This window comes from Variovorax boronicumulans (assembly GCF_009811375.1).
Taxonomy (GTDB): domain Bacteria; phylum Pseudomonadota; class Gammaproteobacteria; order Burkholderiales; family Burkholderiaceae_C; genus Variovorax; species Variovorax boronicumulans.
Genome location: NZ_BKDH01000003.1, coordinates 136,706 through 158,304, shown reverse-complemented (window position 1 = coordinate 158,304; position 21,599 = coordinate 136,706). Strand labels below are relative to the sequence as shown.

21 protein-coding genes are annotated in these 21,599 nt (G+C 70.1%); 11 read left to right on the top strand and 10 right to left on the bottom strand.

Going from position 1 to position 21,599, the window contains the following annotated elements; genetic code table 11:
• Positions 1-24: 24 nt before the first annotated feature.
• Genes VHAB30_RS23445 through VHAB30_RS23415 form a run of 7 tightly spaced genes read left to right on the top strand, consistent with a single transcriptional unit; the run spans position 25 to position 6,751 of the window.
• Positions 25-1,404, top strand: a complete 1,380-nt coding sequence (locus VHAB30_RS23445; protein WP_159278769.1) for an aminotransferase class III-fold pyridoxal phosphate-dependent enzyme — start codon at positions 25-27, stop codon at positions 1,402-1,404.
• On the top strand, positions 1,401-2,645 hold the full coding sequence (locus VHAB30_RS23440; RefSeq protein ID WP_159278768.1) for a Tm-1-like ATP-binding domain-containing protein: 1,245 nt from the start codon (positions 1,401-1,403) through the stop codon (positions 2,643-2,645). The genes VHAB30_RS23445 and VHAB30_RS23440 overlap by 4 nt, the downstream gene beginning before the upstream one ends.
• Positions 2,642-3,313: an HAD-IA family hydrolase gene (locus VHAB30_RS23435; RefSeq protein ID WP_159278767.1), complete on the top strand. Its 672-nt coding sequence runs from the start codon at positions 2,642-2,644 to the stop codon at positions 3,311-3,313. Before VHAB30_RS23440 ends, VHAB30_RS23435 begins: the two co-directional genes overlap by 4 nt.
• A gap of 11 nt (positions 3,314-3,324) precedes the next feature.
• A complete protein-coding gene (locus VHAB30_RS23430; protein ID WP_159278766.1) occupies positions 3,325-4,716 on the top strand; it encodes a transaminase in 1,392 nt (463 codons plus the stop codon).
• Positions 4,713-5,510, top strand: a complete 798-nt coding sequence (locus VHAB30_RS23425; protein ID WP_159278765.1) for an SDR family oxidoreductase — start codon at positions 4,713-4,715, stop codon at positions 5,508-5,510. Before VHAB30_RS23430 ends, VHAB30_RS23425 begins: the two co-directional genes overlap by 4 nt.
• On the top strand, positions 5,507-6,277 hold the full coding sequence (locus tag VHAB30_RS23420) for an SDR family NAD(P)-dependent oxidoreductase (RefSeq protein ID WP_159278764.1): 771 nt from the start codon (positions 5,507-5,509) through the stop codon (positions 6,275-6,277). Before VHAB30_RS23425 ends, VHAB30_RS23420 begins: the two co-directional genes overlap by 4 nt.
• A gap of 54 nt (positions 6,278-6,331) precedes the next feature.
• Positions 6,332-6,751, top strand: coding sequence for a hypothetical protein (locus VHAB30_RS23415; RefSeq protein ID WP_159278763.1), 420 nt, complete (start codon positions 6,332-6,334; stop codon positions 6,749-6,751).
• A gap of 19 nt (positions 6,752-6,770) precedes the next feature.
• On the opposite strand, the gene VHAB30_RS23410 is transcribed toward VHAB30_RS23415, so the two are convergent.
• Positions 6,771-7,856, bottom strand: a complete 1,086-nt coding sequence (locus VHAB30_RS23410; protein ID WP_235926904.1) for an ABC transporter substrate-binding protein — start codon at positions 7,854-7,856, stop codon at positions 6,771-6,773.
• 137 nt (positions 7,857-7,993) lie between these two features.
• On the bottom strand, positions 7,994-9,484 hold the full coding sequence (locus tag VHAB30_RS23405; protein ID WP_159278761.1) for a DHA2 family efflux MFS transporter permease subunit: 1,491 nt from the start codon (positions 9,482-9,484) through the stop codon (positions 7,994-7,996).
• 131 nt (positions 9,485-9,615) lie between these two features.
• Here VHAB30_RS23405 and VHAB30_RS23400 point away from each other — a divergent pair, with 131 nt between their 5' ends.
• Positions 9,616-10,926, top strand: coding sequence for a zinc-binding metallopeptidase family protein (locus VHAB30_RS23400; RefSeq protein ID WP_159278760.1), 1,311 nt, complete (start codon positions 9,616-9,618; stop codon positions 10,924-10,926).
• Here VHAB30_RS23400 and VHAB30_RS23395 read toward each other — a convergent pair.
• From VHAB30_RS23395 to VHAB30_RS23375, 5 genes are all read right to left on the bottom strand, one after another.
• Positions 10,917-11,135: a cysteine-rich CWC family protein gene (locus VHAB30_RS23395; protein WP_159273620.1), complete on the bottom strand. Its 219-nt coding sequence runs from the start codon at positions 11,133-11,135 to the stop codon at positions 10,917-10,919. The two genes, VHAB30_RS23400 and VHAB30_RS23395, sit on opposite strands and share 10 nt — an antisense overlap.
• Entirely contained in the window at positions 11,132-12,388 is a 1,257-nt protein-coding gene (locus tag VHAB30_RS23390) for a 6-phosphofructokinase (RefSeq protein WP_159278759.1), read from the bottom strand. The genes VHAB30_RS23395 and VHAB30_RS23390 overlap by 4 nt, the downstream gene beginning before the upstream one ends.
• A gap of 58 nt (positions 12,389-12,446) precedes the next feature.
• Positions 12,447-13,604 (bottom strand): acyl-CoA dehydrogenase family protein, encoded by a 1,158-nt coding sequence (locus VHAB30_RS23385; RefSeq protein ID WP_159278758.1) that lies wholly within the window; start codon positions 13,602-13,604, stop codon positions 12,447-12,449.
• 7 nt (positions 13,605-13,611) lie between these two features.
• Positions 13,612-14,433 (bottom strand): enoyl-CoA hydratase-related protein, encoded by an 822-nt coding sequence (locus VHAB30_RS23380; RefSeq protein ID WP_159278757.1) that lies wholly within the window; start codon positions 14,431-14,433, stop codon positions 13,612-13,614.
• A gap of 165 nt (positions 14,434-14,598) precedes the next feature.
• Positions 14,599-14,955 carry a DUF2917 domain-containing protein gene (locus VHAB30_RS23375; protein ID WP_062479754.1) on the bottom strand — a complete coding sequence of 119 codons (357 nt, stop codon included), beginning with the start codon at positions 14,953-14,955 and terminating at the stop codon, positions 14,599-14,601.
• 82 nt (positions 14,956-15,037) lie between these two features.
• On the opposite strand from VHAB30_RS23375, the gene VHAB30_RS23370 reads away from it, so the two are divergent.
• The gene (locus VHAB30_RS23370; RefSeq protein ID WP_159278756.1) at positions 15,038-15,964 is read left to right on the top strand and encodes a LysR substrate-binding domain-containing protein; all 927 of its coding nucleotides are present in this window, start codon (positions 15,038-15,040) and stop codon (positions 15,962-15,964) included.
• Position 15,965: 1 nt separating this feature from the next.
• Here VHAB30_RS23370 and VHAB30_RS23365 read toward each other — a convergent pair whose 3' ends face one another.
• The gene (locus tag VHAB30_RS23365) at positions 15,966-16,538 is read right to left on the bottom strand and encodes a fasciclin domain-containing protein (RefSeq protein ID WP_159278755.1); all 573 of its coding nucleotides are present in this window, start codon (positions 16,536-16,538) and stop codon (positions 15,966-15,968) included.
• A 397-nt stretch (positions 16,539-16,935) separates the two neighbouring features.
• On the opposite strand from VHAB30_RS23365, the gene VHAB30_RS23360 reads away from it, so the two are divergent.
• The gene (locus VHAB30_RS23360; RefSeq protein ID WP_062479749.1) at positions 16,936-17,163 is read left to right on the top strand and encodes a hypothetical protein; all 228 of its coding nucleotides are present in this window, start codon (positions 16,936-16,938) and stop codon (positions 17,161-17,163) included.
• On the top strand, positions 17,156-17,938 hold the full coding sequence (locus VHAB30_RS23355) for a hypothetical protein (RefSeq protein WP_159278754.1): 783 nt from the start codon (positions 17,156-17,158) through the stop codon (positions 17,936-17,938). Before VHAB30_RS23360 ends, VHAB30_RS23355 begins: the two co-directional genes overlap by 8 nt.
• A 16-nt stretch (positions 17,939-17,954) precedes the next feature.
• Here VHAB30_RS23355 and VHAB30_RS23350 read toward each other — a convergent pair whose 3' ends face one another.
• Both VHAB30_RS23350 and VHAB30_RS23345 read right to left on the bottom strand, forming a co-directional pair.
• Positions 17,955-19,232 (bottom strand): MFS transporter, encoded by a 1,278-nt coding sequence (locus tag VHAB30_RS23350; protein ID WP_159278753.1) that lies wholly within the window; start codon positions 19,230-19,232, stop codon positions 17,955-17,957.
• Positions 19,233-19,381: 149 nt separating this feature from the next.
• Complete coding sequence (locus VHAB30_RS23345) at positions 19,382-21,556, bottom strand: malate synthase G (protein ID WP_159278752.1); 2,175 nt, start codon at positions 21,554-21,556, stop codon at positions 19,382-19,384.
• Positions 21,557-21,599 lie beyond the last annotated feature (43 nt).

Genomic DNA, 21,599 nt, shown 5'->3' with positions numbered 1-21,599 from the left:
CATCGAACACTTCCGGAGACCTGCATGACAACGAAAGAAGCCGCCGCCGTGGCGGCGCTCAAGCAAGACAACGCCCAGTACCTGTGGCACCCCATGGCGCATCCGCAGGCCATGCTCAAGACCAGGCCCGACATCATTGCGCGCGGCCAGGGCTGCTGGATCTGGGACGTGGACGGCCACAAGATGCTCGACGGCGTCGGCGGCCTGTGGGCCGCGAACCTGGGCCACAGCAACAAGCCGGTGCGCGACGCCATCGTCGCCCAGCTGGACGAGCTGCCCTTCTACAACGTGTTCCGCGGCACCACGCACCCGCGCGCCATCGAGCTGTCGGCGCGCCTGGTCAAGACCATGGAGCCCGACGGCGTGGCCGCGGTGTTCTTCAGCAACGGCGGCTCCGACGCGGTCGAAGGCGCGCTCAAGCTCGCGCGCCAGTACTGGAAGCTCAAGGGCCAGGCCGACCGCTTCAAGTTCATTGCGCTGCGCCAGGGCTACCACGGCGTGCACTTCGGCGGCATGAGCGTGAACGGCAACCTGAACTTCCGCCGCGCCTACGAGCCGCTGCTGCCGGGCTGCTTTCACGTCGACACGCCCTGGCTGTACCGCAACCCCTACACGCAGGACCCGGAAGAACTCGGCGAGATCTGCGCCACGCAGCTGGAGCGCGAGATCCAGTTCCAGGGTCCCGACACCGTGGCCGCCTTCATCGCCGAGCCGATCCAGGGCGCGGGCGGCGTGATCGTGCCGCCGCCCAACTATTGGCCGCGCGTGCGCGAAATCTGCGACAAGTACGGCGTGCTGCTCATCGCCGACGAGGTCGTCACCGGCTTCGGCCGCGGCGGCGCGATGTTCGGCACGCGGCTGTGGAACGTGAAGGCCGACCTGTGGTGCCTGGCCAAGGGCATCTCGTCGGGCTACGTGCCGCTGGGCGCCACCGCCATCGGCAGCAAGGTGGCCGAGGTCTTCCTCAACGACCCCACGGGCCAGGCCGCGGTGGGCCACGGCTACACCTACAGCGCGCACCCTGTGGCGGCAGCCGCCGCACTCGCCACGCTGGACCAGATCGAGGCGCTCGACGTGCCTGGCAACGCGGCGCGCGTGGGCGCGCATTTCCAGGCGCGCGTGCGGCCCTTCGTCGACAAGTTCAGCTTCGTCGGTGATGTGCGCGGCATGGGCCTCATGCTGGGCATCGAGATGGTGGCCGACAAGGCGACGCGCACCACGCTGCCGCGCGGCAACCCGATCGCCGCCAAGGTGGCGCAGGCGGCCTACCAGCGCGGGCTGATGGTGCGCATCTCGGGCCCGAACCTCATCCTTTCGCCGCCGCTGGTCATCACGCGCGAGGAGGTGGACTTCATGGTCGATGCGCTTGAAGGTGCGTTCGCCGACGTGGAAGCGACGCTGTGAGTGCATCGCCCACGATCCTGCTGATCGGCACCGCCGACACTAAGAGCGCCGAGCTGCTGTTCATGCGCGAATGCATCGAAGCCGGCGGCGGCCGTGTCGTCGTGATGGACGTGGGCGTGCTCGACGGCGCGCCCTTCACGCCCGACATTCCCAACACCGAGGTGGCCGCGGCTGCAGGCAAGACCGTCGCCGAGGTGGCGGCCAGCGGCGACGAGAACAGCGCCATGACGCTGATGGCGCGCGGCGCCGCGAAGCTCGCCGCGCGCTGGCAGGCCGAAGGCCGCATCGACGGCCTGCTCGCGCTGGGCGGCACCATGGGCACCGACCTCGCGCTCGACGTGGCGCAGGCGCTGCCGCTGGGCGTGCCGAAGGTGCTGGTGTCGACCATCGCCTACTCGCACCTGCTGCCGCCCGAGCGCATTCCGCCCGACCTCATCATGGTGCTGTGGGCCGGCGGGCTTTATGGCCTCAACAGCCTGTGCCGCTCGGCCCTGAGCCAGGCCGCGGGCGCGGTGCTCGGCGCCTGCCGCCAGGCCTGCGTGCCGGCCTTCCAGAAGCCGTTGGTGGGCATGACCTCGCTGGGCTCCAGCGCGCTCACCTACATGAAGACGCTCAAGCCCGCGCTCGAGGCGCGCGGCTACGAGGTCGCCGTGTTCCACACCACGGGCATGGGCGGGCGCGCCTTCGAGGCACTGGCCGCCGAGGGCCGCTTCTGCGCGGTGATGGACTTCAGCCTGCAGGAGCTGGCCAACCAGCTCGGCGGCTCGTGCGTGACGGCCGGCCCCGACCGCCTGCTCGGCGCCGGCCGCGCGGGCACGCCGCAGATCGTCGCACCCGGCGCCATCGACATGCTTGACTACCCGGCCTGGCAGTCCACGCCCGAGGGCCTGGAAGGGCGGCCCACGCACATCCACAACCGGCTGCTGGCCTCGGCCTTGAGCGCGCCCGCGTTCCGCCGCGATGTGGCGAGCGAGATCGCGCGCCGTCTCGCGCGCGCCGAGGGCGCCACCTGCCTGCTGATGCCGCTGCAAGGCATCGAAGGCTGGGACCGTCCGGGCGAGCCGCTGCACGATCCTGAAGGCCTGGCGGCTTTCACCGAGGCGCTGCGCGGCAGCGTGGACCCCGCGCGGCTCGTCGAGCTCGACGCGCACATCAACGACAGCGCCTTCTGCGACGCTGCACTGCGCGTGTTCGATGCCTGGGTGGCCGACGGCACCGTGCCCGCAGGGAGCCGCGCATGAGCCCCGGCACGCAAGCCCTCGTGCTCGACTTCGGCGGCGTCATCAGCCGCACGCTGTTCGAGACGCATGCACTCACCGAAGAAGCGCTGTCGCTGCCGCGCGGCGCGCTCACCTGGCGCGGCCCCTTCGACCTCGCGAGCGATCCGCTGTGGCGCGACATGCAGGCCGACAAGCTCTCGGAGCGCGACTACTGGATGGCGCGCACGCGCGAGGTCGGTGCGCTGGTCGGCGAACGCTGGGACCGCATGGAGACCTTCGTGCAGCGCGCGCGCGGCGCCGACCCCGAGGCCGCCATCCGCCCCGAGGCGCTCGCGGCCATCGAGGCGGCGCGGCGCGCCGGTTGCCGGCTCGCCATCCTGTCGAACGAGCTCGACCTGTTCTATGGCGCGGGCTTTCGCCAGCGCCTGCCCTTCATGAGCGCCTTCGACGTGGTGGTCGATGCCACGCACACCGGCATCCTCAAGCCCGATGCGCGCGCCTACCAGCAGTGCCTGGACCAGCTCGGCCTGCCCGCCGACGCCTGCGTGTTCGTCGACGACCAGCTGCGCAACATCGCCGGCGCGCAGCGCGTGGGCCTGCGCACGGTGCACTTCGACGTGATGCATCCGGGCGCGAGCTATGCGCAGGCGCTCTCGATGCTGGGCGTTTCTTCCTCTCTTTCTTCCTGACCGAGTTCCCGATGACCCCGACCTTCGAACCCACCGTGCCGCGCGAGCGCGTGCAGGCCCTGATGCAGGCCGAACAAGACCGCTACGCACGCACCCACGCGCGCAGCGGCGAACGCTTTGCGCAGGGCCAGCAGGCCTGGCTCTACGGCGCGCCCTCGCACTGGATGCGCCGCTGGATCGGCGGCTGGCCGCTCTACGTGCAGGACGCACAGTTGCCCTACGGCGCGCGCTTTGTCGACGTGGACGGCAACGGCTATGCCGACTTCTGCCTGGGCGACACCGGCGGCATGTGCGGCCACGGCCATCCGGCGGTGGTCGAGGCGCTGACGCGGCAGGCGCGCGTGGGCAGCTCGCTGATGCTGCCCACCGACGACGCGGCCTGGGTCGGCGAAGAGCTGTCGCGCCGCTTCGGCCTGCCGTACTGGAACCTCACGACCTCGGCCTCGGACGCCAACCGCGCCTGCATCCGCCTGGCGCGCATGGTCACGGGCCGGCCGCGCGTGCTGGTGTTCTCGGGCTGCTACCACGGCTCGGTGGAAGAGGCGCATGTGGAGCTGCGCGACGGCGCCGTCGCGATGCGCAACGACATCCACCCCAACGGCTTTCCGCACGACCAGCTCTCGGCCGTGGTCGAGTTCAACGACGTGCCCGCGCTGGAGCGCGCGCTGCGCGCCGGCGACGTGGCCTGCGTGCTGGCCGAGCCGGCCATGACCAACTACGGAATGATCGCGCCCGCGCCCGGCTTTCACGACGCGCTGCGCCGCCTCACGCGCGAGACCGGCACGCTGCTCGTCATCGACGAGACCCACACCATCTCGAGCGGGCCCGGCGGCTACACGCGCCAGCACGGGCTCGCGCCCGACATGTTCGTGATCGGCAAGGCCATCGCCGGTGGCATTCCCGCCGCCGCTTTCGGGCTGAGTGCCGAGACCGCCGAGCGCGTCTGGCAGGTGCTGCCCAAGCTGCACCCGACGAAGCGCCAGTCGGCGCACGCCGGCTTCGGCGGCACGCTGGCGGGCAACGCGCTCACCGTGGCCGTGATGCGCGCGGTGCTCTCGCAGGTGCTCACGCCCGAGGCCTTCGATCGCATGCTGGTGCTGGCGCAGCGCCTGGCCGAAGGCGTCAACGCCAGCATCGCCGCTGCAGGATTGCCGTGGCATGCGACGCAGGTCGGTGCGCGCGTGGAGACGCTCTTCTGTGCCGACGCGCCGCGCAACGCGAGCGACGTGCGCCGCACGCGCGACGGCGAGCTCGAAGCGCTGCTGCACCTTTTCATGATGAACCGCGGCGTGCTCATCACGCCCTTCCACAACATGATGCTGTGCTGCCCCGGCACCACCGAGCGCGAGGTCGACGAGCACAACGCGGCCTTCGCCGAGTTTGTGCGGGAGTGCAAGGGATGAGCACGCCCGACCTCTTCGGCCTGCAGGGAAAGGTGGCGCTGGTGACGGGCGGCGGGCGCGGCATCGGCGCGGCCATCGCGCAGGTGTTCGCCGAAGCCGGGGCCTCCGTGCTCATCGCCAACCGCACCGGCAGTGCGGGCGAGGCCGTGGCGGCGGAGCTGCGCGCGCGCGGCTTCGCGGCGCAGGCGATGGCCTGCGACATCGGCCGGCGCGACGAGGCCGAGCGCGCGGTGGCCGAGGCGGTGCGCGTGTTCGGCGCGCTCGACATCGTGGTCCACAACGCAGCCGTGAATCCGTGGGCCGCCATCGACGCGATGACCGACGAGCAGTTGGAGCACACGTTGGCCGTCAACCTCAAGGCCTGCTTCTGGCTCACGCAGGCCGCTGTGCCGCACCTGCGTGCGCGCGGCGGCGGGCGGCTGCTCGTCACCTCGTCGGTGACCGGGCCGCGCGTGGCCATGCCGGGCAGCGCGCACTACGCGGCCAGCAAGGCCGGCGTGAACGGCTTCATCCGCACGGCGGCGCTGGAGTACGCGCGCGAGGGCATCACCGTGAACGGCGTGGAGCCGGGCTACATCGCCAAGCAGGGCGGCTCGCTGCTGTCCGACCCCGCGAAGGCCGCGCGCATCGCGCGCCACATCCCGGCCGGCGAACTGGGGCGGCCTGAAGACATCGCCTACGCGATGCGCTTCCTGGCGAGCCCGGCGGCGCGCTACATCACGGGGCAGACGATCGTGGTCGATGGCGGCTCGACGCTGCCTGAAAGCCCCTTCTTCGCGGAGCAACCGACATGAGCGCGCGCCTGCATGGCAAGGCCTGCCTCGTGGTCGGCGCTGCGACCGGCATCGGCGCCGCCGTGGCCGCGCGTTTCGCGGCCGAGGGCGCGCGCGTCGCCGTGGCCGGCTGGCCGCGTCCGCAGCCGGTGGGCGAGGGCCCGGCCTTCGATTGCGACGTGACTGACGACGCGGCCGTGCGCGCCACGGTGGCCGCGGTGCAGACCGCGTTCGGCCGCATCGACGTGCTGGTGAACTGCGCCGGCATCGTGCAGAGCGACGACGCGGCCGACATCGACGACGGCGACTGGCACCGCCTGCACGAGGTCAACCTCGGCGGCACCATGCGCTGCCAGCGCGCCGTGCTGCCCGGCATGGTGGCGCAGGGTGGTGGCGCCATCGTCAACATCGCCTCGGTCGCGGCCTTCAACGCGGGCGCCGGCATGGCCAGCTATGCGTCCAGCAAGGCTGGCGTGGTCGCGCTCACGCGCTCGGCCGCGCAGGCCTACGGCCCGAAGGGCGTGCGCGTGAACGCGCTGTGCCCCGGCTGGGTCGACACGCCCATGAGCCGCCAGGAGATGCGCGACCTCGCCGCCGAACGCGGCATCGACGAAGACGCCGCGCGCGCGCAGACGGTGGCACGCATCGCACTGGGCCGCATGGCCACGCCCGAGGAGATGGCCGCCGCCTGCCTGTTCCTGGCCAGCGACGAAGCCTCGTTCGTGACCGGCGCGGCGCTGGTGGCCGATGGCGGGGCGCGGGTGCCGGCGGCCGCACGCGCGGTGTAGGAGACGCCACGCCCGCCCGGGCGTATGCTTGCGCGCCGCGGAGGGTTTTCAAAGATGCTTCCCATCGTCGTTGCGCTCATGGCGACCGTCATCCTGCTGGTCTGGATGGGGTTCTTCATGATGGGCTCGCTGCCCTTGCTCGTGCTCTCGCACGACACCCCGCTGGATTCGCGCTTCATCCGCGGCCTGTTCAACGTGTACTACGTGGCCGTGGTGTTGACCGCAAGCGCGGCGGCGCTCAGCTATGCGTGGTGCGGCAAGCCCTTCTTCGCAGTCGGCATGGCCTTCATCGCCGGCCTGGCGTTTGCGCTGCGCCGCTGGCTCATCATTCCGCGCATGGACCTGCTGCGCCACACGATCCCGGCGACGGTCACGTCGATCGTGCAGTTCCGCAAGCTCCACATCGCGGGCATGGTGCTCAACGTGATGCAGCTGGGCACGGTGGCCTGGGCGCTCACGCAGCTGGGGCTGTGAGCAGACCCGGCCTCTGTCTCTATCGCAGGAACCGCCCTTCCTTCGTCACCCGCACCATCTCGATGAAGCGCGAGCCCGTGTTGCTCGCGCCCGTGAAGTCGATCTCCATGTTGCCGATGCGCAGCTTCATCGCCTTCAGCGTGGCGTGCAGCTTCGCGCGCGTGAGGTCGCGGCCGGTGCGGCGCAGGGCCTCGATCATCACGAGCGCGTTCACATAGCCCTCGTAGCTGAGGTAGCCGATGTCGACCTTGGCGCGCTCGGCCAGCTGGCGGAATTCGCGCGCGGTGGCGTCGACCTCGCTCCAGGGGTAGGGCACGATCTGCGAGATGGCCAGGCCGCTGGTCTTGTCGCCCACGAGCTTGGCGGTGACGTCGCCCGGAACGATCGACATGCCGTAGAACATCTGGCGACCGCCGGCGGCCCAGGCGCTCTTCATGACCTCGCCGCCGATGCCGCCGCCCAAATACATGAGCACGGCCTGCGCCTGGCTGTCGGCCAGCGCCTTGCCCGCGGCCTCGTTGGTCGTGCCGTCGCCTTTGACGGGCACCGCGGCCACGGGCTTGAGCTTGAGCGTGTCGAGCGCCGCCTCGACCAGCCGCGCCACTTCGGCGCCGCCGGGGTTGTCCAGGTAGGCCACGGCGATGCGCGAGACGCCGATGGTGCTCAGGTGCTGCACCAGCGCCTGCGCCTCGCGCGCGAAGGTGGCGCGCACGAAGTAGCCTGCGCCCGCGACCTTTTCGCGCGCCGAGTCCGACACCGCATAACCGCCCACCATCGGCGCGCCGCTCTGGCCCAGCACCTTGGCCGCGGCGGCCGTGGTGCCCGAGCCCACGCAGCCGAAGAAGGCGAAGGCGCGGTGCTCGGCGAGCAGCTTCTCGTAGTTGGCGACGGCCTTCTCGGGCTTGAGCTCGTCGTCGAGCGAGACCAGCTTGAGCTTGCGGCCCGCGAGCCCGCCCTGCGCATTGACCGCGTCGAAGGCCAGCCCGGCGCCGGCCATCACGACCTTGATCGGCACGCCCAGCGGCCCGCTCAGGATGCCGGTGTGGCCGAGGACGATCTCGCCGTCGCTGACGCCGTTCTCGGCGGCCAGGGCGGTGGAAGGCAAGGAAAGGAGGGGGCCGAGTCCGGCCGTCGCCGCGGCCGAGGCGGCGAGAAAACGTCTGCGATGCATGGAACCGATTCCGCTTCTAGATACAACTGATAACAATTGAAAGCGAAAGCGAGTCCCCGCGCCGCCGGGGTTTACCCCCTGTGTTGCGCCGTGTCCTCGCCGGGCGGCTCGCGCAGCTGCCAGGCCGCGCAGACGGCCAGCGCGCACAGGCCGGCCAGCATCAGGAACACCTCGTCGAAGGCGGCCAAGCGCGCGGGCGTGCTCACCGGGTTGGCGAGCGAGTCGCCGTGCGCCGCCAGGCGCCATTCGAGAATGATGGCGCACAGGCTCACGCCCACCGCGCCGCCGAGCATGCGCACGAAGCTGATCGCGCTCGCGCCCTGCGGGATAAGCGGCTTGGCCAGCGGGCGCATCGACCCGAGGTTGAGCGAAGGCAGGATGAAGCCCAGCCCGATGCGCCCGACGATCGCGAACACCACCAGCAGCCACAGCGGGCTGTCCAGCCGCAGCACGGCCATGAGCGCGAACGACACCGCCAGCAGCGCCAGGCCGATGCTCACCAGCAGCCAGGTCGGCTGCTTGTCGGCCAGCCGGCCCACGCCCGCGATGGTGAAGGCCAGCACGATGCCGGCCGGCAGCAGGGTGGTGCCCACGTGCGAGGCCGACAGGTGCAGCCCCACCTGCATGTACACGGGCAGCAGGTAGGTCGATCCGAACAGCGCGGTGCCGTAGATGAAGGCGACCAGGCTGCCCATGGCGAACTGGCGGTAGCGAAAGAGCGCGAGGTTCATGAGCGGCGCGCCGCCCGAGGCCATGAGCCGGTGCTGCCACCACACGAAGGCGGCAAAGGCGACGAGCGCGCCGGCCAGCAGCAGCGCGGCCTGCAGCGGCGAATCGCCGCGCAGCTCGACCAGCCCGTTCAGCAGGCACAGCGTGCCCACGGTGCCCAGCGCCAGCCCGCGCGCATCGAGCCCGCTGCCGCGCGTCGCGGCCACGCCGCCGGGCGCGGTCTTGGGCACGAACTTGTAGGCCAGCCAGATCGAGGCCAGGCAGAAGGGCACCACCATGAAGAAGATCGAGCGCCAGCCGAACAGGTCGACCAGCACGCCGCCGATGCTCGGCCCGATGGCCGGCGCCAGCACCACGCCCATGCCGAAGATGCCGCTGGCGCGGCCCTGCTCGTGCGGCTCGAAGGCGCGCAGGATGATGATGGCCGGAATGGGCTGCACCACGCCTGCCGCCAGCCCCTCGGCCACGCGCGCCAGCAGCACCAGCGGGTAGTGGTTGGCCAGCCCGCCGACGATGCCGCCGGCCAGCAGCAGGAGCATGGTGCCCACGTAGGTGCGCCGGTAGCCGTAACGCGACAGCAGCCAGGGCGTGGTGAGCATCGACACCGTCATGGCCACCATGAAGCCCGAGCTCACCCACTGCGCGCGTTCCTGGCCCAGCGCGAAGTGGTGGCTCATGTCGGGGATCGCCACGTTGACGATGGTCGAGGACATGATGGACGCCATCGTCCCCACCATGACCGACAGCAGCAGGTACCAGCGGTAGCGCTCGCCGTAGCGGGCGCGCAGGGCGCCCATGGAGGGCGGCGTGTCGGGTGTTGGGGGGGAGGTCATGGGGCGGCGCAGGGACGGTCGCGGGTCCGTCGTCCTACAAGCATATCGGTGTTTGCGGCGTCGACCGCGCGCGGGCCGGTCGCACAATGCGGCGGCTGTCCCCTGTGCGTCAAGTCTCCAAAGAACAAGCCATGCATCCATCGACCCCCGACTCGGTCCACGACCCTGCCGCGCCCGACGCCGTCCCCACGCTCGCGGCCGAACTCGCCGCGCCCACCGTCAGCCGCGCCTACCGCTGCCAGTGCGGGCGCCCCGTGTTCCTGCGCAACAGCGAGTGCCTGGCCTGCCACACGCCGCTGGGCTACGTGATCGACCGGCTCGGCGTGGTGCCGCTGGCGCCGGCCGAAGGCGAGGGCGCGCTGCCCGACACCTTCACCGTCTTCGGCGATCCGCACGGCGCCACCTACCGCCGCTGCGCCAACCTCATGACACCGGCCGCCTGCAACTGGATGGTGGCGCAGCCGCGCGAAGGCGAGACCATTCCCGCCGACACGCAGGGCCTGGCGCCCGGCTACTGCCTGGCCTGCAGCGTCACGCGCACCATCCCCGACCTGTCGGTGGAAGCCAACGGCGAGCTCTGGCGCAAGCTCGAGATGCCCAAGCGCCGACTGATCTCGCAGCTGCTCGCGCTCGGCCTGCCGGTGGTGAGCCGCCATGCCGACCCGGTGCGCGGGCTGGCCTTCGATTTCCTCAGCAACATGCCGGGTGCCCCGCACGTGATGACGGGCCACGAGCACGGCCTGATCACGCTCAACGCCGAGGAGGCCGAAGACGCCGTGCGCGAGCGCATCCGCGCCGAGATGCACGAGCCCTACCGCACGCTGCTGGGCCACTTCCGCCACGAGATCGGCCACTACTACTGGGACCTGCTGGTGCTGCCCACGCGCTGGATCGACGACTACCGCGTGCTCTTCGGCGACGAGCGCGCCGACTACGGCGCCGCGCTGCAGCAGCACTACGAACAGGGCCCGCCGCCCGACTGGGCGCAGCGCTTCGTCAGCAGCTACGCGAGCATGCACCCGTGGGAAGACTGGGCCGAGACCTGGGCCCACTACCTGCACATGGCCGACACCGCCGACACGGCGATGAGCTTCGGCATCGACGCGAGCAACGTGGAACTGCAGAGCGATTTGTTCACCGCCGCCGACCTGTGGCAGCCCGAGCATCCCGACGCCGCGAAATTCCTCGACTTCATCAACGGCTGGGTGCTGCTGACCAGCATGCTCAACGAGCTGTCGCGCAGCATGGGCCAGCCCGACTACTACCCCTTCGTGCTGCCGCGCGCGGCGGTGGGCAAGCTGCAGTTCATCCACGGCGTGGTCACCGCGCAGCGCAGCGGCACGGCGCCGACGATGGTGACGGCGGGGGATGTGGCGGAGGCTGCCGAGCCTGCACAGGGGCAGACCCAATCCCAGTCGCAGGGCGACGTCGCTCAGTCCTGAAGCGGCGGCTTTCCTGCGGCGCAGCGCGCGCAGATGCAGGCCTGGCCGCGCAGTGCCGGCGGCAGCGTGTCGAGCGGGGCCAGCGAGAAATCGGCGGCCATGCACCAGCAGGGCGGCTGCGCCTGCCCGGTCTCGCGCTCGACCTCCATCGCGCAGCGGTTCGCCTCGCCGCACAGCGGACAGCGCGCGGTGTCGATGACCACCGTCATGCGAGCGCGAAGGCCGGCAGCTTCTTCGGCACCGCCACGTTGCGCAGCGTCGCGTACACCGGCAGGCCGTCGCGGTAGGCGGGGTAGTCCTCGCCGGCGATCAGCGGCAGCAGGTAGCGGCGGCACTTCTCGGTGATGCCGTAGCCGTCGTCCGAGATGAAGTCACGCGGCATCGGCTTCTCGACATTGGCCACCGCTTCGAGCGGCGCCGCGCCCAGCGTGTACGCATAAGGCACGTCGCTCGTGCGTTCGATGGTCGGCATCACCGCGTTGCGGCCTTCGAGCGCCAGCTCGACCGCGCGCTGGCCCAGCTCGTAGGCCTGCTTCACATCGGTGGCCGAGGCGATGTGGCGCGCCGCGCGCTGCAGGTAGTCGGCCACCGCCCAGTGGAACTTGTGGCCCAGCGCCTCCTTCACCATCTGCGCCACCACCGGCGCCGCGCCGCCCAGCTGCGCATGGCCGAAGGCATCGCGCGCGCCCTGTTCGGCCAGGAAGGTGCCGTCGGGGTGGTGGCAGCCTTCGGACACCACCACCGAGCAGTAGCCGTGCTGCTGCACCATCGCATCGACGCGCGCCAGGAAGCGGGCCGCATCGAACTCGATCTCGGGGAACAGCACCACCACCGGAATGCCATGGTCGGCCACCAGCCCGCCGGCCGCGGCGATCCAGCCCGCGTGGCGGCCCATCACCTCGAGCACGAACACCTTGGTGGAGGTGGCGGCCATCGAGCGCACGTCGAACGAGGCTTCGAGCGTGGACACCGCCACGTACTTCGCCACCGAGCCGAAGCCCGGGCAGCAGTCGGTCAGCGGCAGGTCGTTGTCGATGGTCTTGGGCACGTGGATGGCCTGCAACGGGTAGCCCATCGACTGCGACAGCTGGCTCACCTTGAAGCAGGTGTCGGCCGAGTCGCCGCCGCCGTTGTAGAAGAAGTAGCCGATGCCGTGCGCCTTGAATACCTCGATCAGGCGCTCGTACTCGCGGCGATTTTTTTCGAGCGACTTGAGCTTGTAGCGGCACGAGCCGAACGCGCCCGAGGGCGTGCTGCGCAGCGCCGCAATCGCCTCGGCCGGCTCGGCGCTGGTGTCGATCAGGTCCTCGGTGAGCGCGCCGAGGATGCCGTTGCGACCGGCATAGAGCGTGCCGATGCGGTCCGGGTGCTGGCGCGCCGTCTCGATCACGCCGCAGGCCGAGGCGTTGATGACCGAGGTGACGCCGCCCGACTGGGCGTAGAAGGCGTTGAGGAGGGGCATGCGCGGCATTCTCCCGCAGCCCTTTCCATGGCGCCAGTGGTGCCAAATGCGGGGCGCTTCAGCGCCCGCCGAGGCCCATCGCGCGCGTGATCACCTCTTTCATGATCTCGTTGGTGCCGCCGTAGATGCGCTGCACGCGCGCGTCGGCGTACGCGCGGGTGATCGGGTACTCCCACATGAAGCCGTAGCCGCCGTGCAGCTGCACGCACTCGTCCATCACCTTGCACTGCAGGTCGCTGGTCCAGTACTTGGCCATGCTCGCGGTGGCGGTGTCGAGCTTCTCGGCCATCAGCAGCTCGATGCACTTGTCGACGAACACCTGCGCCACCTGCACCTCGGTCTGCAGCTCGGCCAGCGTGTAGCGCGTGTTCTGGTAGTTGCCCACGGGCTGGCCGAACACCTTGCGCTCCTTCACGTAGGCCACGGTGTGGTCGATGGCGGCCTGCGATGCCGCCACCGCGCTGATCGCGATCTGCAGCCGCTCCCAGGGCAGCTGCTCCATCAGGCAGACGAAGCCGCGGTTGAGCTCGCCCAGCAGTGCCTCGGCGGGCAGGCGCACGTCGTTGAAGAACAGCTCCGACGTGTCCTGTGCCTTCAGTCCCAGCTTCTTCAGGCGCTTGCCCTTCTCGAAGCCCGGCATGCCGCGCTCGACGAGGAACAGGCTCGTGCCCTTCGCGCCCGCGGCCGGGTCGGTCTTGGCGACCACGATCACCAGGTCGGCATGCCAGCCGTTGGTGATGAAGGTCTTGCTGCCATTGAGCAGGTAGCTGCCGTCGGCCTGGCGGATGGCGCTGGTCTTCACGGCCTGCAGGTCGCTGCCCGCGCCGGGCTCGCTCATGGCGATGGCGCCGACCATCTCGCCGCTGGCGAGCTTCGGCAGGTAGTGCTGCTTCTGCGCCTCGGTGCCGTAGCGCAGGATGTACGGCGCCACGATCTCGTTGTGCAGGCCGAAGCCGATGCCTGTGAAGCCGCGTGCCCACAGCTCCTCGAACTGGATCACCGAATAGAGCAGGTCGGCGCCTGCGCCGCCGTAGGTGTCGGGCAGCGCCATGCACAGGAAGCCGTTCTCGCCGGCCTTGGACCAGACGGCGCGGTCCACGTAGCCCTGCTCTTCCCATGCGTCGTGGAAGGGCGCGATCTCCTTGTCCATGAAGCGGCGGAAGCTGTCGCGGAAGGCCTCGTGGTCGGCGGTGAAGAGGGTGCGTTCGATGGTCATGGGGACGTCAGCGGGTTTCGAAAACAGGAGGGCGCTTCTGCAGGAAGGCGCTCACGCCTTCACGGAAGCTGGGGCGGTCGATGAGCGCGCGCTGGCGCTCGCTCTCGTAGTGCAGTTGTTCCTTCAGCGTGTGGTGCTCCGAGGCGTCGAAGGCCTCGCGCGCTTCGAGCACCGCGTGCGCCGGCAGGCGCGCCAGGCGCTGCGCGATGGCGCGGGCCTCGTCCATCAGTTGCTCGTCGTCGGCGCAGGCCCAGATCAGGCCCCACTGCACGGCACGCCCGGCGCTCAGGCGCTCGTCGAGCAGCGCCATGCCCATCGCGCGCGCACGACCGGCGCGGCGCGGGATGGTCCAGGTGCAACCCAGGTCCGGCACGATGCCGAGCTTGGGCAGGAACGGGAGGTAGAAGTAGGCGCTGCGCGCGGCGATGGTCACGTCGGCCGCGAGCGCCAGGCCCACGCCCGCACCGGCCGCCGGGCCGTTGACCGCGGCCACCACCGGCACCGGCAGCGTGCGCAGCGTCTCGATGAGCGGGTTGCTGAGCTTCTGCATCCACTCGGCGGTCTGGTCGCCGAGCGTCTGGCCGGGCTCGCCGGGCGGCGCCATCGCGCTCAGGTCGGCGCCCACGCAGAAGGCCTTGCCGGCGCCGGTGAGGATCACGGCGCGCACCGTGCGGTCGTCGCGGATGCGCTCGAGCGCGTCGCGCAGTTCGACCTGCAGGTCTTTCGCGATCGGGTTCAGCTTGTGCGGCAGGTTCAGCGTGAGCGTGGCGATGCCGTCGGCCTGCTCGCACAGGATGCAGGGTTGGGGTGTGGGTTGCGGCGCGGTCATGCGAGCGCTGCGCCGGAAGTGGTGGTCATGGGCGTGTCCCTTTCAAGGCCAAGAAGGAAAACGGACGCCCAAAGCAAAAAGCCGCCTGTCGTCACGGCGGCGCGCGGTGCTGCTCCCTGCGGGGGCGGTCCATGGCATCGAGGTTCGATGCCATGGCGCCCGCGGTCAAGCCGGGGACAACCCGTGCAGTGCCAGTCGCCAAGGCGACCGCACGCGAGCCTGTGCACGCGAGGCCGGGTTCGGCAGCGCGGCGGGCTGCGCGTCCGACACCGAGATGCACGAGGACTCCAGCGCCGACACCAGCACGCGCCGGTGCTCGGTGCTCTCGAAGCGCTCGCCCGGCCCGAGCACGATGTCGCGCGGGTCGCGGTCGAGCGTGATCCACACCGCGCCGCTGCGGCACTCGATGCCCACGCCCGCGCCGTCGGGCACGGCGAAGACGGCGCGGCTGGGCAGGCTCACGTGGAAGCGCGAGCTCGACGAGGAGAAAAAGGTGGAAGGGGACCGGTCGGTGGTGCTCATGGGAACCTCCATTGCATTCGTGATACGAATGAATATAGTGAGCCCAACCCTCTCTTACACGCGGTCATTCGGAACTCGTTGCATGCCTCCAGAGAATGCGAAAACCCCTGCCGGCGAGCTCCCGCCGCTCGAGCTGCTGCGCAGCTTCGAGGCCGCCGCGCGCCGGCTCAGCTTCACCTTGGCGGCGGGCGAGCTGCACCTCACGCAGTCGGCCGTGAGCCGGCAGATCCAGCAGCTCGAAGCCAGCCTGGGCGTGCTGCTGTTCGAGCGCCGCCACCGTGCGCTCGCGCTCACCGAGGCCGGCGGCGTGCTGCAGCGCGCCGTCACCGACAGCCTGGAGCGCCTGCGCGACGCCACCGCCCGCGTGCGCGCCAGCGCCGCGCCGCGGCAGGTGTCGATCACCACCACGCCGGGCTTCGCGTCGTTGTGGCTCATTCCGAAACTGGCGCGCTTCACCGGCACGCATCCGCAGGTCGACGTGCGCGTGTCGGCCACGCTCGACGTGCTCGACCTGGACGTGAGCCGGCTCGACCTTGCGGTGCGCTTCGTGCCCATCGGCCGCGGCGTGGGCCCGGCGCTGTTCGAGGAGTCGGTGATCCCGCTGTGCGCGCCGCAGGTGGCCGCGTCGCTGCGCGAGCTGTCCGATTTTTCCAAGCTCACGCTGCTGACCATCGAATACCCCGACCACAGCGAAGCCCCGACCACCGACTGGGAGCCGTGGCTCAAGGTGATGGGGCTGGAAGACCTGCGCATGAAGAGCACGCTGCGCTTCTCGCAGTACGCCGATGCGGTGGCCGCCGCGGTGGCGGGGCAGGGCGTGGTGATCGGGCGCCTGCCGCTGCTGCGCGAACTGGTGCGCGACGGCCGGCTGGTGGCGCCGCTCGGCGAGGGTGCGGCCTCGCACCGCGGCTACTTCATCGAGACGTCGCGGCGCGCCGCGGGCAACCGCGACGCGCAGGACTTCGCGCAATGGCTGCGCGACGAAGCGGAGGCCGCGCAGCGGGCCTGACTCAACCTGGCAGCAGCACCTTGTTGACGACGTGGATCACGCCGTTCGACTGGTAGACATTGGCGATCGTCACCGCCGCCGTGCCGCCCTTGGCATCGGTCACCCACACCGTGCCGCCGCTCATCGTCGCCGTGAGCGTGCCGCCGCTGGCGGTCTTGAGCATCGCCTTGCCGCCGCCTGCGTTGATCGCGCTCGTCAGCGCCGCGCTGTCCATGCGACCGGGCACCACGTGGTAGGTCAGCACCTTGGTGAGCGTGGCCTTGTTCTCGGGCTTGAGCAGCGTGTCGACCGTGCCGGCCGGCAGCGCCGCGAACGAGGCGTTGGTGGGCGCGAACACGGTGAACGGGCCCGGGCTCTTGAGCGTGGCCACGAGGTCGGCCGCCTTCACCGCGGCGACCAGCGTCGTGTGGTCCTTCGAATTCACCGCGTTGTCGACGATGTCCTTCGTCGGGTACATCGGCGCGCCGCCGACCATGGGCGTGGCGGCACTGTTGTTGCTGGCGTTGCTCATGCCACTGCCGGCGCACGCGCCGAGCAGGACCGACACGCCGAGGGCGATCACGAGTTTTTTCATGGATGTCTCCTGGAAGAAAAGGCTCTGTGGAAACCGCCAACAGCTCGGAGGCGCGATGCGCTTGAGATGCCATACGGCGTGATGCGCCAAGCGGATTCAACGCGCGCGTTCGTGTCAGCTTTGCGCCACAGCGCTGCGTGCCCCGCTTGCGCGCGGCGCGAGCCCTCGCCAGAATCCGCCCTTCCTTTTTCAGCGACCGTTTTTCCAGACACCGCGCACGGCGACGATCAACCTCCCGGGCGAGAACACCATTCAATGAACCGTTCACTGAACACCTGACGCACACCGACCGCCCTGGCCGGATGTGCACCTTCGCATCCGCCGCGGCCGAATCGACAAGGGCCCCGCGCGCAACTGCATTCGCCGGGGCCTTTTTGTTTTTTCGGAGTGTGTGCACATGAGTGCTCAACGAAAGGCCCGCGACGACGACAAGCGTCTGGGCCGGTTCTACTTTGCGGTGCCCGCGTCGGCACCGCGCAATCCCGTGGTGGCCGCGATGGCCCGCCGCGAATCCAGCCAGGGCGCGGGCCGCCACCTGCGCACCCACCGCGCCGAGCGGCGCGCACAGAAGGTGGCGCTGCAGAAAGCCGCGCGCGACTTCGGGCGGAGGGCCGACGATGCGTGACGACATGGACAAGGTGATCGTCGAGCGTCCGCGCGGCGGCTGGCGCGTGCAGGGCGATGGCCGCCCGTGGCGCAACAGCCCCGAGCGCGGTTCGCACCTGGGCATGAAGCGCGGCCTGCAGCATCCGAAGTGGCTGAGCGAAAACCTCCAGCCGCTCAAGCGCTGGCTGCACAAGCAGGTGCACCGGCCGTGGGACAAGGTGTACGCCGAGCTGTGCAGCGGCATCGATCGCCGCAGCACGGTGCAGGCGCACATCTTCCTGCACGTCGACGACTTCGTGGCACGCGACGCGGTGCTGTGCGACGGCGAGGTGCGGGTGCGGCCTCACCGCTGGGGAACCCGCGACGGCGTGCCGCTGCACGAAGCGCCGGGCGTCGAGCTGTTCGTGCATCCGGTCACCGGCATCCTGTTGCCGAACCGGCGCTTGCGCGAGGCGCGCGCGGCGCGCCGTGTGGACCGGGCCGCGCGGCGCGGCGACACGCCGTACGCGGTCTACCACGTGATCGACAAGACCACGCAGTGGCACTGCGTCGACGGCTGCTGGTTCGAGGTCGTGCTCGCGAAGTTTCCCGAGCGCGCAAGCGCAACGCAGCCAGAGCCCAAGTGCTACGACGTGCTGCGCCGCTGCATGGTCACGCGCTGCGGTGCGGCGCGACGCTCAGCGCCGGGCCTGCCCACGCACTTCGACATGTATGGGCGTCACGATGTCTATGCCGTCGCCAAGCGACAGCTGAGCCGGCGCGAGGTGCGGGCGCGGTTGGGGGATGCGGTGTGAGGCCGCGTGTCGGCGATCAGGGCGTGGGACGCACTGGCACCTTCGCCCGCGGCAGCAGCAGAAACGCCAGCGTCCCCGCCGCCAGCATCCCGCTCACCGTGAGAAACACCGCGCGAAACGGCTCGCTGCCCTGGGCCACGGCCCAGGAGGCAGCCACGCCGGTGGTCCATTGCATCAGAGAGACGCCCAGGAACATCGCCATGTTGAGCAGCGCCATCGCGCGACCGGTCACGGCCGCCGGGTAGGCGTTCTTGGTGTACGCGTACAGCAGCACGCTGTAGCCCGAGAGCATGCCGTAGACGATCGGCAGGCCGATGTCGATGGCGCGCGATTGCGTGAGGGCCATGGCGGCGAACATCGCCACGCCGACGAAGGCGCAGCGCATCATCCAGCGCGTGCGGCGCGCGCCGCCGGGGTCGAGGCGGCCGAACAGCATGGGGCTGGCCATGCCGGCGACGGTCATCACCAGCGCCACGTTGCCGCTGGCCACGAGCGAGAGGCCGTGGCGGTCGTGCAGCACGGGGCCCAGCCACAGGCCGCGCAGCGTGATGAAGGCTGCATACGACACGCAGGCGAAGCACAGCAGGCCGAGCGTGTGCGGCATGGCGAACAGCGGCAGCAGGTCGCGCACGGCCTGGCGCAGCGACTGGCGCTCGGGTGCGGGTTCGTCCGATGCGATCGTTGTTGTTGTCGTCGTGCGCGCGGGCTCGTGCACGCGCCAGAAGATGACGATCCACGAGAGCACGGCGAAGGCGGTCAGCGCGGCGTAGCCGGCGCGCCACGAGGCGGCTTCGATCAGCAGCGCCAGCGGCGTGCCGGTGAACAGGATGCCCATGCCCGCGAGGCTCATCACCAGCCCCGACATGGCGGTGAAACGCGCGGCGTCGAAGTGCCGCGCGATGAACACGGTGCAGGCCAGGAAGGCCGGCGCGCAGCCCACGCCGATCAGCGCCTGCCCCAGCAGCAGCGCGCCGAAGCCCGGTGCCACGGTGCACAGTGCGGCGCCCGCGATGGCCAGCGGAAAGGCGGTGAGCACGGTGCGGCGCACGCCGAAGTGGTCGATCGACACGCCCATCGCGAGCTGCATGATGCCGAAGGTGAAATGGAAGGTGCCGGCCCAGGTGCCCAGTGCCTGCGGCGTGAGGCCGAAGTGCTGCGTGAGCGGCGTGGCCATCATGGCGCCGACGGTGCGAAAGGCCTGGCTCAGCGCGAAGGCGGTGGCCAGTGCGACCAGCATGGCCGCGGCCGAGGTCGACCCGCGGGTCGGGGGCGGCGAAGCCGCGTGCTTGTTCATCGAAAGAAACGGAGACCGGAGAGAGAAGAGGGCGGCGTCGATGCTACCGGCATGTCGCGCCCCATGCAGAACGGCGCCCGAGGGCGCCGTTCGTTGCGTGTCTCCGAGGCGTCAGTGCCGGCGGTGGCCGACACTGCGCAAGGTACGCGTCAGGCCGCGGCCTTGACCTTCAGGCGCCAGGCGTGCAGCAGCGGCTCGGTGTAGCCGCTGGGCTGCTCGATGCCCTTGAACACCAGGTCTTGCGCGGCCTTGTAGGCGGCCGAGGTGTCGAAGTGGCCGGCCATCGGCTGGTACAGCGCGTCGCCGGCGTTCTGCTCGTCGACCACCTTGGCCATGCGCTGGAAGGCCTCGTCGACCTGCGCCTTGGTGACCACACCGTGCAGCAGCCAGTTGGCGATGTGCTGGCTGGAGATGCGCAGCGTGGCGCGGTCTTCCATGAGGCCGACGTTGTGGATGTCGGGCACCTTCGAGCAGCCCACGCCCTGGTCGACCCAGCGCACCACGTAGCCCAGGATGCCCTGCACGTTGTTGTCGATTTCCTGCTGCTTCTCGGCGTCGGTCCACTTCGCTTCGGCGGCGATCGGCACCTGCAGCAGCGCGTTCAGGATGTTCTCGCGCTCGCCTTCGGCGTCGATCTTCTCGAGCTCTTGCTGCACGGCGGTCACGCTGACCTGGTGGTAGTGCAGCGCGTGCAGCGTGGCGGCGGTGGGCGAGGGCACCCAGGCGGTGTTGGCGCCGGCCTTGGGGTGGGCGATCTTCTGTTCGAGCATGGCGGCCATCAGGTCGGGCATGGCCCACATGCCCTTGCCGATCTGCGCCTTGCCGCGCAGGCCGCAGTTCAGGCCGACGAGCACGTTGTTCTTTTCGTAGGCGCCGATCCAGGCGCTGGACTTCATGTCGCCCTTGCGGATCATCGGGCCGCCCTGCATGGCGGTGTGCATCTCGTCGCCGGTGCGGTCCAGGAAGCCGGTGTTGATGAAGGCCACGCGCGCGGCGGCTTCGGCGATGCAGGCCTGCAGGTTCACGCTGGTGCGGCGCTCCTCGTCCATGATACCGAGCTTGACGGTGTTGGCGGGCAGGCCGAGCAGCTGCTCGACGCGGCCGAACAGCTCGCTGGCGAAGGCGACTTCGGCCGGGCCGTGCATCTTGGGCTTGACGATGTAGATGCTGCCGGTGCGCGAGTTGCCCTTGCGCTTGACGTCGATCATGGCGATGGTGGTGGTGACCACGGCGTCCAGGATGCCTTCGGGGATTTCCTTGCCGCCTTCGTACAGGATGGCCGGGTTGGTCATCAGGTGGCCCACGTTGCGCAGGAACATGAGCGAGCGGCCGTGCAGCTTCAGCGGCTGGCCGTTGGCGCCGGTGTATTCGCGGTCAGCGTTCAGGCCGCGCGTGAAGGTCTTGCCGCCCTTGGCGACTTCTTCGGTCAGCGTGCCCTGCACGATGCCCAGCCAGTTCGCGTACGCGACGACCTTGTCGGCCGCGTCGACCACGGCCACCGAGTCTTCCAGGTCGAGGATGGTCGAGAGCGCGGCTTCGAGCACGAGGTCGCTCACGCCGGCCGCATCGCTCTTGCCGATGGCGGTGCTGCGGTCGATGCGGATGTCCAGGTGGATGCCGTTGTGCTTGAGCAGCACCGACGACGGCGCGGCGGCGTCGCCCTGGTAGCCGACGAACTGCGATGCATCGGCCAGGCCGGTGGTGCTGCCTTGCAGCGCGACGACCAGTTGGCCGTCCTTCACGCTGTAGCCGGTGGCGTTCTTGTGCGAACCGTTGGCCAGCGGGGCGGCCTGGTCGAGCACGTTGCGTGCGAACTCGATGACCTTGGCGCCGCGCACGGGGTTGTAGCCCTTGCCCTTTTCGGCGCCGCCGGTTTCGGGAATGGCGTCGGTACCGTACAGCGCGTCGTACAGCGAACCCCAGCGCGCGTTGGCGGCGTTCAGGGCGTAGCGCGCGTTCAGGATCGGCACCACCAGCTGCGGGCCGGCCTGCAGCGCGAGTTCGGAGTCGACGTTGGCCGTGGTGGCCTTCACGCCCTTGGGCTGCGGCAGCAGGTAGCCGATCTTTTCCAGGAAGGCGCGGTAGGCCGGCATGTCGGCGATCGGGCCGGGGTTCTTCTTGTGCCAGGCGTCAAGCTCGCTCTGCAGGCGATCGCGCTCGGCGAGCAGGGCGACGTTCTTGGGCGCCAGGTCATGGACGATGGCGTCGAAGCCCTTCCAGAACACGTCGCTGGCCACGCCGCTGGCGGGCAGGACCTTCTCTTCGACGAAGCGGTGCAGTTCGGTCGCGACCTGGAGTCGGTGGGCGGTGGTGCGGTCGGTCATGTGTTTCTCCTTGGGGAACGCAATGCAAAAAACAGGAAATCGG

Coding starts and splice junctions, on each gene's coding strand:
- VHAB30_RS23445 (WP_159278769.1), top strand. CDS start 25: ATGACAACGAAAGAAGCCGCCGCCGTGGCGGCGCTCAAGCAAGACAAC.
- VHAB30_RS23400 (WP_159278760.1), top strand. CDS start 9,616: ATGCATCCATCGACCCCCGACTCGGTCCACGACCCTGCCGCGCCCGAC.
- VHAB30_RS23405 (WP_159278761.1), bottom strand. CDS start 9,484: ATGACCTCCCCCCCAACACCCGACACGCCGCCCTCCATGGGCGCCCTG.
- VHAB30_RS23360 (WP_062479749.1), top strand. CDS start 16,936: ATGAGTGCTCAACGAAAGGCCCGCGACGACGACAAGCGTCTGGGCCGG.
- VHAB30_RS23420 (WP_159278764.1), top strand. CDS start 5,507: ATGAGCGCGCGCCTGCATGGCAAGGCCTGCCTCGTGGTCGGCGCTGCG.
- VHAB30_RS23375 (WP_062479754.1), bottom strand. CDS start 14,955: ATGAGCACCACCGACCGGTCCCCTTCCACCTTTTTCTCCTCGTCGAGC.
- VHAB30_RS23390 (WP_159278759.1), bottom strand. CDS start 12,388: ATGCCCCTCCTCAACGCCTTCTACGCCCAGTCGGGCGGCGTCACCTCG.
- VHAB30_RS23355 (WP_159278754.1), top strand. CDS start 17,156: ATGCGTGACGACATGGACAAGGTGATCGTCGAGCGTCCGCGCGGCGGC.
- VHAB30_RS23425 (WP_159278765.1), top strand. CDS start 4,713: ATGAGCACGCCCGACCTCTTCGGCCTGCAGGGAAAGGTGGCGCTGGTG.
- VHAB30_RS23370 (WP_159278756.1), top strand. CDS start 15,038: ATGCCTCCAGAGAATGCGAAAACCCCTGCCGGCGAGCTCCCGCCGCTC.
- VHAB30_RS23395 (WP_159273620.1), bottom strand. CDS start 11,135: ATGACGGTGGTCATCGACACCGCGCGCTGTCCGCTGTGCGGCGAGGCG.
- VHAB30_RS23435 (WP_159278767.1), top strand. CDS start 2,642: ATGAGCCCCGGCACGCAAGCCCTCGTGCTCGACTTCGGCGGCGTCATC.
- VHAB30_RS23385 (WP_159278758.1), bottom strand. CDS start 13,604: ATGACCATCGAACGCACCCTCTTCACCGCCGACCACGAGGCCTTCCGC.
- VHAB30_RS23430 (WP_159278766.1), top strand. CDS start 3,325: ATGACCCCGACCTTCGAACCCACCGTGCCGCGCGAGCGCGTGCAGGCC.
- VHAB30_RS23415 (WP_159278763.1), top strand. CDS start 6,332: ATGCTTCCCATCGTCGTTGCGCTCATGGCGACCGTCATCCTGCTGGTC.
- VHAB30_RS23350 (WP_159278753.1), bottom strand. CDS start 19,232: ATGAACAAGCACGCGGCTTCGCCGCCCCCGACCCGCGGGTCGACCTCG.
- VHAB30_RS23345 (WP_159278752.1), bottom strand. CDS start 21,556: ATGACCGACCGCACCACCGCCCACCGACTCCAGGTCGCGACCGAACTG.
- VHAB30_RS23365 (WP_159278755.1), bottom strand. CDS start 16,538: ATGAAAAAACTCGTGATCGCCCTCGGCGTGTCGGTCCTGCTCGGCGCG.
- VHAB30_RS23380 (WP_159278757.1), bottom strand. CDS start 14,433: ATGACCGCGCCGCAACCCACACCCCAACCCTGCATCCTGTGCGAGCAG.